12 protein-coding genes and 1 pseudogene are annotated in these 14735 nt (G+C 60.7%); 9 read left to right on the forward strand and 4 right to left on the reverse strand.

Going from position 1 to position 14735, the window contains the following annotated elements:
- The 3 genes from KUIN1_RS11875 to KUIN1_RS11885 form a co-directional block, all read right to left on the reverse strand.
- Positions 1–909, reverse strand: coding sequence for an ABC transporter permease (locus tag KUIN1_RS11875; RefSeq protein ID WP_003408073.1), 909 nt, complete (start codon positions 907–909; stop codon positions 1–3).
- A gap of 8 nt (positions 910–917) precedes the next feature.
- Positions 918–1835, reverse strand: a complete 918-nt coding sequence (locus tag KUIN1_RS11880) for an ABC transporter permease (protein WP_003348343.1) — start codon at positions 1833–1835, stop codon at positions 918–920.
- 102 nt (positions 1836–1937) lie between these two features.
- Positions 1938–3458: an ABC transporter substrate-binding protein gene (locus tag KUIN1_RS11885; RefSeq protein WP_011267554.1), complete on the reverse strand. Its 1521-nt coding sequence runs from the start codon at positions 3456–3458 to the stop codon at positions 1938–1940.
- A gap of 206 nt (positions 3459–3664) precedes the next feature.
- Between KUIN1_RS11885 and KUIN1_RS11890 the strand changes: the two genes are divergently transcribed.
- The 4 genes and pseudogenes from KUIN1_RS11890 (at position 3665) to KUIN1_RS11905 (ending at position 7532) form a co-directional block, all read left to right on the forward strand.
- Positions 3665–4573 carry a LysR substrate-binding domain-containing protein gene (locus KUIN1_RS11890; RefSeq protein WP_003408081.1) on the forward strand — a complete coding sequence of 303 codons (909 nt, stop codon included), beginning with the start codon at positions 3665–3667 and terminating at the stop codon, positions 4571–4573.
- A 174-nt stretch (positions 4574–4747) separates the two neighbouring features.
- Complete coding sequence (gene folE2, locus KUIN1_RS11895) at positions 4748–5653, forward strand: GTP cyclohydrolase FolE2 (protein ID WP_152091992.1); 906 nt, start codon at positions 4748–4750, stop codon at positions 5651–5653.
- A gap of 11 nt (positions 5654–5664) precedes the next feature.
- A complete protein-coding gene (locus KUIN1_RS11900) occupies positions 5665–6225 on the forward strand; it encodes a gamma carbonic anhydrase family protein (protein WP_003408086.1) in 561 nt (186 codons plus the stop codon).
- A 141-nt stretch (positions 6226–6366) separates the two neighbouring features.
- Positions 6367–7532 (forward strand): annotated as a pseudogene (locus KUIN1_RS11905) (DUF1624 domain-containing protein).
- 48 nt (positions 7533–7580) lie between these two features.
- On the opposite strand, the gene KUIN1_RS11910 reads toward KUIN1_RS11905, so the two are convergent.
- Positions 7581–8186 (reverse strand): helix-turn-helix domain-containing protein, encoded by a 606-nt coding sequence (locus KUIN1_RS11910; RefSeq protein ID WP_003423969.1) that lies wholly within the window; start codon positions 8184–8186, stop codon positions 7581–7583.
- 288 nt (positions 8187–8474) lie between these two features.
- On the opposite strand from KUIN1_RS11910, the gene glnT reads away from it, so the two are divergent.
- The 5 genes from glnT to KUIN1_RS11935 all read left to right on the forward strand — a co-directional run bounded on the left by glnT (position 8475) and on the right by KUIN1_RS11935 (position 14649).
- The gene (gene glnT, locus KUIN1_RS11915) at positions 8475–9809 is read left to right on the forward strand and encodes a type III glutamate--ammonia ligase (RefSeq protein ID WP_011267555.1); all 1335 of its coding nucleotides are present in this window, start codon (positions 8475–8477) and stop codon (positions 9807–9809) included.
- 144 nt (positions 9810–9953) lie between these two features.
- Positions 9954–10874, forward strand: a complete 921-nt coding sequence (locus KUIN1_RS11920) for a class II glutamine amidotransferase (protein ID WP_116800111.1) — start codon at positions 9954–9956, stop codon at positions 10872–10874.
- Complete coding sequence (locus KUIN1_RS11925; RefSeq protein WP_003367221.1) at positions 10871–11554, forward strand: protein glxC; 684 nt, start codon at positions 10871–10873, stop codon at positions 11552–11554. The genes KUIN1_RS11920 and KUIN1_RS11925 overlap by 4 nt, the downstream gene beginning before the upstream one ends.
- A gap of 15 nt (positions 11555–11569) precedes the next feature.
- Positions 11570–12910 carry an FMN-binding glutamate synthase family protein gene (locus KUIN1_RS11930; protein WP_104653200.1) on the forward strand — a complete coding sequence of 447 codons (1341 nt, stop codon included), beginning with the start codon at positions 11570–11572 and terminating at the stop codon, positions 12908–12910.
- A 413-nt stretch (positions 12911–13323) separates the two neighbouring features.
- Positions 13324–14649: an ammonium transporter gene (locus KUIN1_RS11935; RefSeq protein WP_116886819.1), complete on the forward strand. Its 1326-nt coding sequence runs from the start codon at positions 13324–13326 to the stop codon at positions 14647–14649.
- Positions 14650–14735 lie beyond the last annotated feature (86 nt).

The raw sequence follows: 14735 nt of genomic DNA on the forward strand, positions 1-14735 counted from the left end.
TCAGTTGCGCCCGTCGGGCAGGATCAGGTCGCGCAGGCCGTCACCGACCAGGTTGATGCCCAGCACCAGCACCATCAGGGCGACGCCGGGAATGGCGATGACCCAAGGGGAAAAGAACATGTACGGTTTGCCCTCGGCGATCATCAGCCCCCATGAAGGAATGGGCGGCTGCACGCCGACCCCGAGAAACGAAAGCGCCGACTCGAGGAGGATCGCGTGAGCCATTTCCAGCGTAGCGACGACGATCAGCGCACCGACCAGATTGGGCAGGATCTCGCTGGCCAGAATGCGCAGCGTCGAGCAACCCAGGGCCTGGGCCGAGGCGACGTATTCAGCGTCGCGAATCTGCTGCACGGCGGCGCGGACCACCACGGCAAAGCGGTCCCAGAGCAGGCAGCCAAGCAGCACGATCACCACTTTCAGCGAGCCACCGATCAGCGATGCGGAGGCCAGCGCGATCATCACCACCGGCATCGCCAGGCGGGTGGTGATCAGATAGCTGATCAGCGCATCGGTCTTGCCGCCGAAGTAGCCGGCCAGCAGGCCCATGATGGTGCCGATGATTCCGGAGATCAGCGCGGCCGAGAAGCCGATGAACAGCGAGATGCGTGCGCCGTAGAGCAGGCGTGACAGGTAATCGCGGCCCAGTTTGTCGGTGCCCAGCACGTAGTCCCAGGTGCCGTTGGCCATCCACACCGGCGGTTTCATGCGCAGCATCACGTCCTGCGCATAAGGGTCGTAGGGTGCCAGCCAGGGCGCGAACAGCGCGCCGAGCAGGATGACCAGCAGCAGTACCGCGCCGATGGCGAAGCCGCGATGCGCAAAGCTGCTGCGTAACGTGCGCCAGACGCTGCGCGCCGGAGGCTGGTAATCGTTGATCAGCAGCGGCGATGAGGTGGTTGTGCTCATGGGGCCTCCTATTTCACGCGGATGCGCGGGTCGAGCAGTGCGTTGAGCACGTCGGCCAGCAGGGTGAGGACGATGTAGATCACCGCGATCAACAGCACGACCGCCTGCACCACCGGGAAGTCGTCACGGGCAATCGCGTCCCAGGCCAGCTGGCCAATGCCCTGCAGCGAGAAAACCGTCTCGATGACCACCGAACCGCCGAGCATGAAACCGAATTCCACGGCGGCGAGGGCCACCACCGGAATCAGCGCGTTGCGCAGCGCATGCTTGAACAGCACGGTGGCAGGGCGCAGGCCCTTGGCTCGTGCGGTGCGGATGTAATCGGAGTTGAGCACGTCGAGCATGCCCGCACGGGTCAGGCGCATGATCGCCGGCGTGGCGTAATAACCGAGGGCGATGGCCGGCATCACGAAGTGCGCCCAGGTCGAATTGCCGGATACCGGCAGCCATTTCAGGGTGACCGAAAACACCACGATCAGCATCAGTGCGAACCAGAAACTCGGCATGGCCTGACCCAGTACTGCGATGCTCAGTGCCAGGCGATCAATCCACGTGTCACGTTTCACCGCGGCCAGCACGCCCAGCGGAATGGCGATCAGCAGCGCAATACTCAGGGCCATCGCACCCAGCCCGAGGGTGATCGACAGCCGTGAGGCGATCAGGTTGTAGACCGACTCCTGAAAGAAGAACGAGTCGCCCAGATCAAGACGCACCACGTCGGCCAGCCATTCGAAATACTGCGTAACCAACGGCTTGTTGAGGCCGTACTGCACGCGGATCTGTTCGATCTGCTCGCTGCTGGCTTCCGGCCCGCCGATGGCAGTGGCCAGATCGCCGGACAGGTGCAGCAGGGAAAAGCTGATCACCGACACGGTAATCGCTACGCACAGGGCAATACCCAGGCGGCGCAAGAGAAATCCGAACATGGCAAGTGACCTTGTGTTCAGGGAATGACGGGGTGGCTGACCCTGCTGCAAGGCGCGGCATGCGCCTTACAGCCAGGCTGGCCGACTGGCCTGGGCAAGTGCTTATTTCCAGCTCGACAGTACGAAGCGCGGCAGCTCGTCCGGGTAAGGCTTGAAGTTCAGGTCCGAGACGTAGGCGTAGTTCATCGAGTAGTTGAACAGCGGCGCCCAGTAGGCCTGCTCGCTGATGCGCTGCAACGCCTTGCGGTAGTTATCCTTGCGCACCTGCGGGTCCAGCGCGTTGTCGGCGGTCTGCAGCCAGCCCTGGACTTGCGGGTCCTTGATGTTGTCGTCGGGGTTGCCCTTGAACCAGGTACCGGCCGACGCCGAGGTGTCGAGGATCGAGAACGATCCCCACGCCTGGAACGACATCGGTACCTTGCCGCCGCGCTGCTGATCACGCAGGGCGGCGTATTTCAGGTAGCGCAGCTTGGCGTTGATGCCCACGGCGCGCAGGTTGCCGATGATGGCTTCAACGTAGTCGCGGTCGCGGTAAGCGAAGATTTCGGTTTCAAAGCCGTTCGGGTAGCCGGCTTCGGCGAGCAGCGCCTTGGCCTTTGCCGGGTCGTAGTTGTAGACCGTGGCGGCGGTGGTGTCACAACCGAACTGGCCAGGGTAGCAGGCGACTTGCAACGGCTTGCTTTCGCCGCCGACCAGTTGCGAAGCCAGCCCGTCCCGATTGATCGCGTAGTTGATCGCCTGACGTACTTTCAGGTGCTTCATCGGCGAATCGGCGCTGGAGGTGCCGCGCGCGTCGAGAATCAGAAAGCCGATGCGCATGGTCGCACCGCTGGTGACCACCAGATTGGGCATGGCCTTGAGGTTTTCCGCCTGATCCGGCGCCACCCGCCAGGTCCAGTCGACGCCACCGGTCATCAGCTCGGCCAGACGCGTTTCGGCATCGGCGATCACCCGAAAGTTGATGTGCCCGATCTTTGGCTGACCTTGCGGGCTGTCCTTGAAGTAGTCCGGGTTCTTGTCCATTTTCACGCCTTCGCCGGTGGCGATGGCCGTCACCTTGTAAGGCCCGGTGCCGATCGGTTTACGGCTGAAGCCTGCCAGCCCGACTTCTTCGAAATATTTTTTCGGAAACATCGGTACGGCGTTGGAGAGGTATTCCAGCGCAGGCGGGAAGGGCTTTTTCAGGTGCAGACGAACACTGTAATCGCCCAGTTTTTCGGCGCTCTTGATCCAGTCGACGTTTTGGACGGTGACCACCTTGGACTCGGGAGACACCACATAATTGAGGGTGAACACCACGTCATCTGCAGTGAACGGGTCGCCGTTGTGAAACTTCACGCCTTGGCGCAGCTGGAAATCGATGGTGGTGTCGTCGACCTGTTTCCAGCTGGTGGCGAGCATCGGTTGGTACTCGCCATTGTCCGGGTTGCGATAGACCAGGTTGTCCCAGATCAGGCGACCGAGGATCACGCCTTCGCGCAAGTCGTTGTGATAGGGGCTGATGTTTTCCGGTTCGCTGTCGGAGGCGTAGACCAGTGTGTCGTCAGCCTTGCCGGCCAGGACGGAGAAACTGCTGAACAGGCTCAATAGCGCGATGCTGCGAGCGAAACCCTTGATTCCCATGCCGTCGTCTCCAAAAGGCAAAGTGGATGTATCAAAGGGCAGTGGGTCGCAAATGCGAGAAGGAGGAAGCAACAAGGCCGCAGTGTTCTTTTGATTGGGTTGTTTTGATGAGTTGCGCCTCGACACGACTCTAGGCAAAGCGTATCAATGCCACAAGCACAATATTTCGAACCTTTCATTGCTGAAAAGGCAACGCAGGAGCATTGATGCAACTCTACGGCGTACAGTCCACGGCCTTGCGCTACTTCCTCGAAGTGGCGCGGTGCGGATCGATCAGCGAAGCCTCGATCCGCCTCAATGTCGCGTCTTCGGCGGTCAGTCGACAGATCAGCAAACTGGAGCGGGAACTGGATGCGGTGCTTTTCGAGCGTCAGGCGCGCGGCATGATGCTCAGCGAGGCGGGCGTCCGCCTGGCGGCCTATGCGCGCAAATCACAGCTTGAGGCCGAGCAGGTGGTGCTGGAAATCACCGAGCTGCAAGGCCTGCAGCGTGGGCATGTGCGCATCGCCTGCTCGGAGGGCTTTGCCCTGGATTTTCTGCCGCAGTGCATTGCGCGCTTTCGGCGACAGTATCAGGGCATCCATTTCTCGATGGAGGTCTGTGCCCCGGCGCAGGCCACCGAACGGGTGCGCTCGGGTGATGCAGACCTGTGCCTGACCTTCAGCCTGACGCCGCAGAACGAAATCAAGGTCGAGCACATCCACAGCGGCGCGATCTGCGCAGTGGTCAGTCATAACCATCCGCTGGCCGCACGCAAGGAGGTCACGCTGGCCGAATTGCAACCTTATGCCATCGCCCTGACCAATACCGACACGACCTTGCGCCAGTTGTTTGATATCTGTTGCGGTGTGCAGGGTCTGCTGTTCGATCCGGTGCTGACCAGCAATTACATCGGCGCCTTGTTGCGGTTTGTTCGGGAGGAGGGCGGAATCAGCTTGTCCAGCGAGATGACGCTGGACAAACGCGCCCATGAAAAACAGCTCAAATCGCTGCCGATCAGTGACGATGGCATGAAGGCACGGCGTATCGAGTTGCAAAGCATGGCCGGGCGCAACCTGCCGGCGGCAGTCGCGGCCTTTCGCGATTTTCTGATCGAGGAGCTGGCAAAGACCTGAGCCGCTGGTGGTAGTGCGGGAGCGCTGTGTGGAGTAAGTAACCTTTGGTTGATGAAGCTGGCGAGCTTAATGTTATAGTGTAACGAATTTATGGCCGTGCACTGTACGGCTGTGAACCGCCAACTTCAGGCTTCGCCCGCGTGGTGAAGTTCGCCAACGAGACGAACGACGCACATGAACAAACCTCTCCCGGATGTTGTCCTGACGGAAATTTCCCCGGCGCTGGTGTCACTCGACTGGGTCGGCATGCAAGGTGTGGAAGTGCCGATCAGACTGGCCGAAGCGAGCATTCGTCATCCTGTTCACGCGCACGTCGATCTGCAGGTCGATCTGGCCGACCCGAGCGTCAAGGGCATCCATATGTCGCGACTCTATCGGCTGCTCGACGGCTATGCCGAGCGCCAGATCGTCAGCCCCGATACGCTGGCTGCCTTGCTGGAAGCCATGGTCGAGAGTCACCTCGACTGCCACTCCAGTCACGCCCGGTTGACGCTGAGCTTCAATCTGCTGTGCCGTCGACCGGCGTTGATTACCGAAGGGCTCAGCGGCTGGAAATCCTACCCCGTGAAGCTCGATGCCACCTGGCATGCCGGTCGGCTGTGCCTCGACAGTTCGGTGGATATCACCTACTCGTCCACCTGCCCGTGCTCGGCCGCACTGTCTCGCCAATTGCTGGAAGAGGCATTTGCGGCGCGCTTCGGCAGGCAGTCGTTTGTCGATCCGATGCAGGTCGCGACCTGGCTGCGCGAGAACGCATCGTTCGCCACGCCGCACAGCCAGCGCAGCGTTGCGACGGTGCAGGTACGGGTGGCAGAGCAGGCGGCCGAACTGGGCTTGATGACGCTGATCGACCTGGTAGAGCAGGCGCTGGGCACCCCGGTGCAAACCGCCGTCAAGCGTGCCGACGAACAGGCCTTTGCGCGGCTCAACGGCCAGAACCTGATGTACGTCGAAGACGCCGCACGCAAGGTCCAGCAAGCACTCGAAGGCCGCTATGCAGCTTCTAGCGTCAGTGTCCGTCACTTTGAAAGCCTGCATCCGCACGATGCAGCCGCCCAGACTTCCAACTACCTGTCCTGAGGTTTCATTCCGTGATCCGTAAAAATCCTTCCGGCCATCTGCCGGTCATTGCCGAGTCCGCCTACATCGATAAAACCGCGATCATCTGCGGCAAGGTGATCATCAAGGACAACGTGTTTGTCGGCCCCTACGCCGTGATCCGCGCCGACGAAGTCGATGCCACCGGGGACATGGAACCGATCGTCATCGGTGCCAATTCCAACATCCAGGATGGCGTGGTGATCCATTCGAAATCAGGTGCTGCAGTCACCATCGGCGAGTTCACCTCGATTGCCCACCGCTCTATCGTGCACGGACCTTGCATAGTCGGAGATCGCGTGTTCATCGGTTTCAATAGCGTGCTGTTCAATTGCCAGGTCGGCAAGGGCAGCGTGGTCAGGCACAATTCGGTGGTCGACGGTCGCGATTTGCCGGAGCACTTCTATGTGCCGTCCACCACCCGGATCGGGTCGGGCACTGACCTTTCGCAATTTCCGCCGGTGAGCATTTCGGCTTCGGAATTTTCCGAAGATGTGGCGCGCACCAACATTGATCTGGTACGCGGCTACAAGGCGCTTCAGAACGAGTTTTGAAGCGCTGCGCGCCAGCGGCAAGCGGCAAGTTATAAGCTGCAAGCTAGAGGCTAAAAGCTTGAAGCTTTCCACTTGCAGCTTGCAGCTTGCAGCTTGCAGCTACAAGCCATTAGCCCCCCCATCACGGACCTTGGACTTTTCATGACAACAGCTGTTCACCCCCCTCGAGCGCCGGCATCCCGGCTTCGCTCAATCGATGCTCTGCGCGGGCTGATTATTCTTTTCATGTTGCTGGACCATGTGCGGGAAACCTTCTTTCTGCACCGTCAGGTGCTGGACCCTATGGACATCACGGCCACCGAGCCTGAGCTGTTCTTCAGCCGCACGCTGGCGCATTTGTGTGCGCCATTGTTCGTGCTGCTTACCGGGCTTTCCGCGTACCTCTACGGCGAGAAATACCAGGGCAGAAGCGACGTGTCGGCGTTCCTGCTCAAGCGCGGGCTGTTTCTGATCGCGCTGGAATTCACCTTGGTGAGCTTCGCCTGGACCTTCGAGTTCCCGCCAACCGTCATCTACCTGCAAGTGATCTGGGCCATCGGCCTGAGCATGGTGGCGCTGTCGCTAATGGTGTTCCTGCCGCGCTGGGCGCTGGTGGTCATCGGTGTGGTGATCATTGCCGGACACAACCTGCTGGACACGCTGCATTTCGGCGTCGAGTCGGCCATGCACATCCCATGGGCGATTCTGCATGATCGCGGCTGGATCGAGGTGTCGGACAACCTGCGTTTCCGTACCTCATACCCGCTTTTGCCGTGGATCGGCATCATTGCGCTGGGCTACGCTGCCGGGCCATGGTTTGTCTCCGGTTTCGATGCCGCAACGCGTCAGGCGAAACTCTGGACCTGGGGCCTGGGTGCGCTGGCGGGTTTCGTGATTCTGCGCATGATCAACGGCTACGGCGAAAAGCAGTGGAGTGTTGGCGAGACCGGCCTGCAAACCGTCATGAGCTTTTTCAACATCACCAAATACCCGCCATCGTTGCTGTTCATCAGCCTGACGCTGGGGATCGGCATGCTGATCCTGATCGGGTTCGAGCGCAGTCAGGAGAAAAGCTGGTTGCGGCCGTTGGTAGTACTCGGTTCAGCACCGATGTTTTTCTACCTGCTGCACCTGTACGTGCTGAAGATTCTGTACCTGATCGCTCTGGCCATCTGGGGCGCGAATCAGGGCAAATACTTCGGCTTTGACCACATGTGGGGCGTCTGGCTGACCTCGGTGGTACTGGCTGTTCTGCTGTTCCCGGCGGTGCGCTGGTTCGCCGCGCTCAAGGCCCGGCGTCGGATATCAGCTGGCTGAAGTACTTCTAGTCCCCGCAACAGCGGTGCGCCTGCTGGCGTACCGCTTCTCGCCTGGCGTCAGTCTCCGTGCGCCCCGTAATTCATGATCGACAGCAGTTTGATCGGCACCTGCACCAGTTGCTCGGGGCCATGGGGGATGTCGCCGTCGAAGGTCAGGCTGTCACCGGCCTGCATCGGATACAGCTGGTTGCCGTGGCGGTAGATCAGTTCGCCTTCCAGCAGGTGCAGAAACTCCGTGCCGGGGTGTGAAAAGGTCGGAAACTCTTCGCTGGCATCGTCCATCGTCACCATGTACGCCTCGAAACTCTTCTTCGGCCCACGGGTATGGTTGAGCAGGTGATAGGTGTGGCCTTTCTCGGTGCCGCGCCTCACCACTTCGAGTCCTTCATCGGCCTTGACCAGCAGGGCGCTGCTGCCTTGCTGGTCGTACTGGCTGAACAGTTTGGACATGGGCATGCCCAGCACGTCGCACAGGCGGCTGAGGTTGTCGAGGCTGGTCGAGACCTGCGCGTTCTCGATCTTGCTCAGCATGCCCTGGCTGATACCAGCGATGCGCGCCACATCGGCGAGCTTCAGTTCCTGAGCCTGGCGCTGACGCTTGATCTGAATGCCCAGGTACTGCTCGAGCTTCAATTTCGGATGAGGGTCGGTCGGCATGTTCATCGGCTTTGCACGGTTTCCGTTCAATAATTTTTATTTCGCACTGGGAATGTGCGTTCCGCCAGGCCATGGTGTGGCCGGGTTGCAGATTATTCCCACAGGGAAAACGAGTTTCCCATATAAACAGCCGAATTACCCCTCCCGAGTCACTTCGTTTAACTGGCATACCAAACTGGCAAGCGCCTTGCATTCCTAAAGGGAAAGTAACTTTCCTGTTCGGAATATATCCCGAAAGGCAGTGAACAGCGGCCCTTCCCTGAAACTTTTTGCTTTTGCCAGGAGACACGTCCCATGTTGCCACCCGAAACACAGCGTCTGATCGAACAGCACGGCATCAAGTACGTACTGGCTCAGTTCGTCGACATTCATGGTTCGGCCAAGACCAAATCGGTTCCTGTGACAGGTCTGGAAATGGTTGCAGAGGACGGTGCCGGCTTTGCCGGTTTCGCGATCTGCGGGATGGGCATGGAGCCTCATGGGCCGGACTTCATGGCCAGGGGTGATCTGTCGTCGCTGACCCCGGTGCCATGGCAGCCGGGCTATGGACGGGTGGTGTGCATCGGCCATGTGGATGGCAAACCCTGGCCCTATGACAGCCGCTATGTGCTGCAGCAGCAGGTCGAACGCCTCAGTCAGCGTGGCTGGAGCCTCAATACCGGCCTGGAGCCCGAGTTCAGCCTGTTCAAGCGCGATGTCACCGGCAGCCTGCAGATGGTCGATGCCAGCGATAACCTCGACAAGCCTTGCTACGACTACAAGGGGCTGTCGCGCTCTCGCGAGTTTCTCGAGCGCCTGACCGAGGCATTGCAGCCGGTGGGTTTCGACATCTATCAGATCGATCATGAAGACGCCAACGGCCAGTTCGAGATCAATTACACCTACAGCGAGGCCATGGAATCGGCTGACCGTTTCACCTTCTTCCGCATGGCTGCCGGTGAGATCGCCAATGACATGGGCATGATCTGCTCGTTCATGCCCAAGCCCGACCCCAAACGGGCCGGCAATGGCATGCACTTCCACTTGTCGATCGCCAGTGCCAGTAACAAGAACCTGTTCCACGATGCCAGCGATCCGAGCGGCATGGGGTTGTCGACGCTGGCCTATCACTTCGCTGCGGGCCTCCTGGCTCACGGGCCTGCGCTGTGCGCCTTTGCGGCACCCACGGTCAACTCCTACAAACGCCTGGTGGTCGGCAATTCACTGTCGGGGGCCACCTGGGCCCCGGCGTTTATTGCCTTTGGTGCCAACAACCGCTCGGCGATGGTGCGCGTGCCCTATGGCCGCCTGGAGTTTCGTCTGCCCGACGCCGGTTGCAATCCGTATCTGGTCAGCGCCGCAATCATTGCCGCAGGGCTGGACGGTATCGACCGGCAACTGGAAATCGATCACGTCTGCAACGAGAACCTTTACAAATTGAGCCTCGAAGAGATTGCCGCACGGGGCATCAAGACCCTGCCGCAGTCGCTCAACGAAGCCTGCGACGCGCTGCAAGCCGACCCGTTGTTTGGCGAAGTGCTGGGCAGCGAGATTGTCGATGAATTCATCCGCCTCAAGCGCATGGAGTGGGTGGAATACAGCCGCCACGTGAGCGATTGGGAAGTGAAGCGCTATATCGAATTTTTCTAGCGGCAAGTTTCAGAGAGCAGCTGCAAGTTTCAAGCGGCAAGCTGCAAGAAGAGGCTGGATTGCGGCGTGTTTGATTTCTCTGTCTACGCGGTTGGTTTTTAGCTTGCAGCTAAAAGCTTGCCGCTCCCGAACAAGGTGAGGCGTATGTGCGGAATCGTTGGTTTGTATCTGAAAAACCCGGCGCTGGAGTCGCAACTCGGCAAGTTGTTCGAGCCGATGCTCGAAGCCATGACCGACCGCGGACCGGACAGTGCCGGGTTCGCCATCTATGGCGATGAAGTGGCGCAGGGCTGGGTCAAGCTGACCTTGCAGGCCACCAGCGAACAGTATGATTTCACGGCGCTGATTGCGGCGCTGCAAGGCAGGTTGAGCGCACCGCTGGACTGGTTTCAGAACGCCAGCGCCGTGGTGTTGAAGATTCACGCAGATGAAGCCCCGGTGCGCGCTGCGCTGGCGGAACTGGCACCGAGCGTGCGCATCATGAGTGCCGGGCAGAGCATCGAGATCCTCAAGGGCATGGGCCTGCCGCGGGAGATTTCCGAACGCTTCGGTCTGGCGTCCATGAAGGGCAGTCACATCATCGGCCACACACGCATGGCCACCGAAAGCGCCGTGACCATGGAAGGCAGTCACCCATTCTCGACGGGCTCCGACCTGTGCCTGGTGCACAACGGCTCGCTGTCCAATCACTTTCGTCTGCGCCAGAACCTGCGCCGCGAAGGCATTCACTTCGAGACCGACAACGACACTGAAGTGGCCGCCGGTTATCTGGCCTGGCGTCTGCAACAGGGCGACAGCCTGCAACAGGCGCTCGACAAGTCGCTTGAAGACCTCGATGGCTTCTTTACCTTCGCCATCGGCACACGCAATGGCTTTGCGGTGATTCGCGACCCGATCGCCTGCAAACCGGCGATCCTTGCCGAAACCGATGACTACGTCGCCATGGCCTCGGAATACCAGGCGCTGTCCAGCCTGCCGGGGATCGAAAACGCCAGGGTCTGGGAACCGGTCCCGGCCACCATGTACATCTGGGAACGCGAGCCAGCCGAGGGAGCACGCCCATGAAAACCGTCGATCTTTCCAGCGCCACCGTGCGTGATCTCAATCAGGCCCTGCACGATCAGGTCAAGGAACTGCAGGACCGCGAATGGCTGGTCACGCATCCCGATGGCGCGCACAACCTGGCGGTCGGCGTCAACGAAGCCATCTCCATCGATATCCAGGGCCACGCGGGTTACTACTGCGCGGGGATGAACCAGAAAGCGTCGATCACCGTGCACGGCAACGTCGGTGTCGGCTGCGCGGAAAACATGATGTCCGGCGCTGTGCGGGTCAAGGGCAGCGCCTCGCAGGCAGCCGGCGCAACGGCACACGGTGGCTTGCTGGTGATTGAAGGCGATGCCGGGGCGCGCTGCGGGATTTCCATGAAAGGCATCGACATCGTGGTCGGCGGCAGCATCGGCCACATGAGCTGCTTTATGGGCCAGGCCGGTCGGCTGGTGGTCTGCGGCGACGCCGGCGATGCGCTGGGCGACTCGCTGTATGAAACGCGGATCTACGTCAAAGGCAAGGTCGAGTCACTGGGCTCCGACTGCATCGCCAAGGAGATGCGTGAAGAGCATCTGCAGGAGCTGCAGGAGTTGCTCAATCGCGCGGGCTTCAACGAGAAGGCAGCGGATTTCAAACGCTACGGCTCGGCCCGTCAGCTGTACAACTTCAAAGTCGATAACGCCTCCGCGTACTGATCCAGGAGCATTACCATGAGCGACCCTATCAGCCACAAACCTGCTCCAGTCCTGCGCGAGTCGGCCACCTTCGATCGCCTGACCATTCAGGAAATCCAGCGCGCTGCGGAAACCGGCATCTACGACATTCGCGGTGGCGGCACCAAGCGCAAGCTGCCGCACTTCGACGACCTGTTGCTGCTCGGCGCCAGCGTGTCGCGCTACCCGCTGGAAGGCTATCGCGAGAAATGCGGCACTGACGTGGTGCTCGGCAATCGTTTTGCCAAAAAGCCGTTGTACCTGAAAATCCCCGTGACCATTGCCGGCATGAGCTTCGGCGCGTTGTCGGCCAACGCCAAGGAAGCACTGGGCCGTGGCGCGACCATCGCGGGGACCAGCACCACCACCGGCGACGGCGGCATGACCCCGGAAGAGCGTGGCCAGTCGCAGCATCTGGTCTATCAATACCTGCCATCGCGTTATGGCATGAACCCGGACGACCTGCGCAAGGCCGATGCCATCGAGATCGTGCTGGGGCAGGGCGCCAAACCGGGCGGCGGTGGCATGTTGCTGGGCATGAAAGTCACCGAACGGGTGGCTGGCATGCGTACCTTGCCGGTCGGCGTCGATCAGCGTTCGGCATGCCGTCACCCGGACTGGACCGGCCCTGACGATCTGGCGATCAAGATTGCCGAGATTCGCGAGATCACCGACTGGGAAAAGCCGATCTACGTGAAGATCGGTGCCAGCCGTCCCTACTACGACGTGAAACTGGCCGTGAAAGCCGGCGCCGACGTGATCGTGCTCGACGGCATGCAGGGCGGTACGGCGGCGACTCAGGAAGTGTTCATCGAACACGTCGGCATCCCGATTCTGCCTGCCATCCCCCAGGCCGTGCAGGCGTTGCAGGAAATGGGCATGCACCGCAAGGTGCAGTTGATCGTCTCCGGCGGCATCCGCAACGGCGCCGACGTGGCCAAGGCCATGGCGCTGGGTGCCGATGCGGTAGCGATTGGTACGGCAGCGTTGATTGCACTCGGCGACAACCATCCGCGTCTGGACGAAGAACTGAAAAAGCTCGGCTCGGCAGCGGGTTACTACGACGACTGGCAAAACGGCCGCGACCCGGCGGGCATCACCACCCAGGACCCGGAACTGTCCAAACGTCTCGACCCGGTCGAAGGCGGCCGGCGCCTGGCCAACTACCTGCGCGTACTCGTCCTCGAAGCCCAGACCATGGCCCGCGCATGCGGTAAATCACACCTGCACAACCTCGACCCGGAAGACCTGGTGGCACTGACCGTCGAGTCAGCAGCCATGGCCCGCGTGCCCCTGGCCGGGACATCGTGGATTCCCGGGTCTGGTTCTGGTTACTGACGCCATACCGGGCTTTTCGATCACGATGGCACTGACGACGCGGAGTGCGACGTCAGTGACGGGGCGAAGGAACCCGATGAAGTCGGGCCGGAAACCGGAGCGGGGATTTTGCTCACTTTGGTCCCTCAACGTGAGTCGCCGAGGGGCGAAAAGGTGACCTGAGCCAAACACCAATCCACCTGACATCACAGAACCGCTGTGTGACGCAGAGCGTCACAAAAGGCATTACCACGCGGAGCGTGGGAACGAGCGTCGCAATGTGATTTTTGATTCTGGCCGAAGGGCAGAAGCCTGGAAGCCTTTTATTTGTAGCCTCCAGGACGATGAACCCTCAAGAGGCCAAAGAGCCTCGCCTTTCTGAATAACCCCCTTTGCTGCCAGACACTTTCCATTCATTTGCGGGAGCTTTGAACATGGTCAATCGTCTACACGGCAAATCCTTTAAAGCCTTACTCGCGCTCGGCGCCTTTGCCCCGATTGCGCAGGCAGCTGACGCCCCCGTTCTGAACACCGGCAGCACGGCCTGGATGGTCACCGCAGCCGTGCTGGTGCTGTTCATGTGCCTTCCGGGGCTGGCACTGTTTTACGGCGGTCTGGTACGGGCCAAGAACATGCTCTCGCTGTTCACCCAGTGTTTCGGCATTGCCGGAGTCGTGGGCGTGCTGTGGGTCATCTATGGCTACAGTATGGTGGTCGACACCAGCAACATGGTCGAAGGACAAGTGAGTTTCAATAGTTTCGTGGGCGGTCTGAGTCGTGCGTTTCTGGCCGGCATGACCCCCGACAGCCTGGTCGGCGATATCCCTGAAGGGGTATTCGTAACCTTCCAGATGACCTTCGCCATCATCACCCCGGCGCTGATTGCCGGGGCCTTCGCCGAACGCATGAAGTTCTCTGCGGCGCTGCTGTTCATGGCGCTGTGGTTCACCCTGGTGTATGCGCCGGTCGCGCACATGGTCTGGGGGGGCGCCGGCGCCTTGATGCACAACTGGGGCGTGCTGGACTTCGCTGGCGGCACCGCGGTGCACATCAATGCCGGTGTCGCGGCACTGGCGGCATGTCTGGTACTGGGCAAGCGCAAGGGTTATCAGAACACCCCGATGCCGGCGCACAACCTGAGCCTGACCATGGCCGGCGCAGCGATGCTCTGGGTCGGCTGGTTCGGTTTCAATATCGGTTCCGGTGGTGGCCTGAACGGCACGTCCGGCATCGTCATGCTCAACACGCAAGTGGGGGCGTGCGCCGGGATACTCGGCTGGATGTTCACCGAGTGGTTCAAGGTCGGCAAACCCAGCGCGCTGGGTCTGGCCAGCGGCGCATTGTCGGGTCTGGTCGGCATCACCCCGGCGTGTGCCTACGTCGGAGTCGGCGGGGCACTGGCCATCGGCGTGCTGTGTGGAGTGTTCTGCTACCTGAGCGTAACCGTGCTGAAAAAACGCCTGGGCTATGACGACAGCCTCGACGTCTTCGGCCTGCACGGCATCGGCGGCATGATCGGTGCAATACTGACCGGCGTGTTCTGCGTACCCGCACTGGGCGGTCTGGTGCCCGATGTCAGCATGGGCGCCCAAGTGATTGCCCAGATCAAAGGCGTGCTGTTCACCACCGCCTACTGCTTCGCGGTCAGCTGGATCATCCTCAAAGCCGTGCAGGCACTGATCGGCCTGCGCGCGCATGAGTCAGTCGAAGAAATGGGCCTGGACCTGGCCGAGCACAACGAACGGGCCTACAACCATTGAGAGGGCTGTCTTGCCCATAATAAAAGCGCCTTTTAATCGCGATGGTACTGACGACGCAGAGTGCGACGTTAGTGACGGCTGAGTCC

Source organism: Pseudomonas sp. KUIN-1, assembly GCF_009176725.1.
Classification (GTDB): Bacteria; Pseudomonadota; Gammaproteobacteria; order Pseudomonadales; family Pseudomonadaceae; genus Aquipseudomonas; species Aquipseudomonas fragariae.

Excerpts from the sequence above, each read along its gene's own strand:
- KUIN1_RS11875 (WP_003408073.1), bottom strand. The coding sequence starts at position 909 with ATGAGCACAACCACCTCATCGCCGCTGCTGATCAACGATTACCAGCCT.
- KUIN1_RS11880 (WP_003348343.1), bottom strand. The coding sequence starts at position 1,835 with ATGTTCGGATTTCTCTTGCGCCGCCTGGGTATTGCCCTGTGCGTAGCG.
- KUIN1_RS11885 (WP_011267554.1), bottom strand. The coding sequence starts at position 3,458 with ATGGGAATCAAGGGTTTCGCTCGCAGCATCGCGCTATTGAGCCTGTTC.
- KUIN1_RS11890 (WP_003408081.1), top strand. The coding sequence starts at position 3,665 with ATGCAACTCTACGGCGTACAGTCCACGGCCTTGCGCTACTTCCTCGAA.
- folE2 (WP_152091992.1), top strand. The coding sequence starts at position 4,748 with ATGAACAAACCTCTCCCGGATGTTGTCCTGACGGAAATTTCCCCGGCG.
- KUIN1_RS11910 (WP_003423969.1), bottom strand. The coding sequence starts at position 8,186 with ATGAACATGCCGACCGACCCTCATCCGAAATTGAAGCTCGAGCAGTAC.
- glnT (WP_011267555.1), top strand. The coding sequence starts at position 8,475 with ATGTTGCCACCCGAAACACAGCGTCTGATCGAACAGCACGGCATCAAG.
- KUIN1_RS11920 (WP_116800111.1), top strand. The coding sequence starts at position 9,954 with ATGTGCGGAATCGTTGGTTTGTATCTGAAAAACCCGGCGCTGGAGTCG.
- KUIN1_RS11925 (WP_003367221.1), top strand. The coding sequence starts at position 10,871 with ATGAAAACCGTCGATCTTTCCAGCGCCACCGTGCGTGATCTCAATCAG.
- KUIN1_RS11930 (WP_104653200.1), top strand. The coding sequence starts at position 11,570 with ATGAGCGACCCTATCAGCCACAAACCTGCTCCAGTCCTGCGCGAGTCG.
- KUIN1_RS11935 (WP_116886819.1), top strand. The coding sequence starts at position 13,324 with ATGGTCAATCGTCTACACGGCAAATCCTTTAAAGCCTTACTCGCGCTC.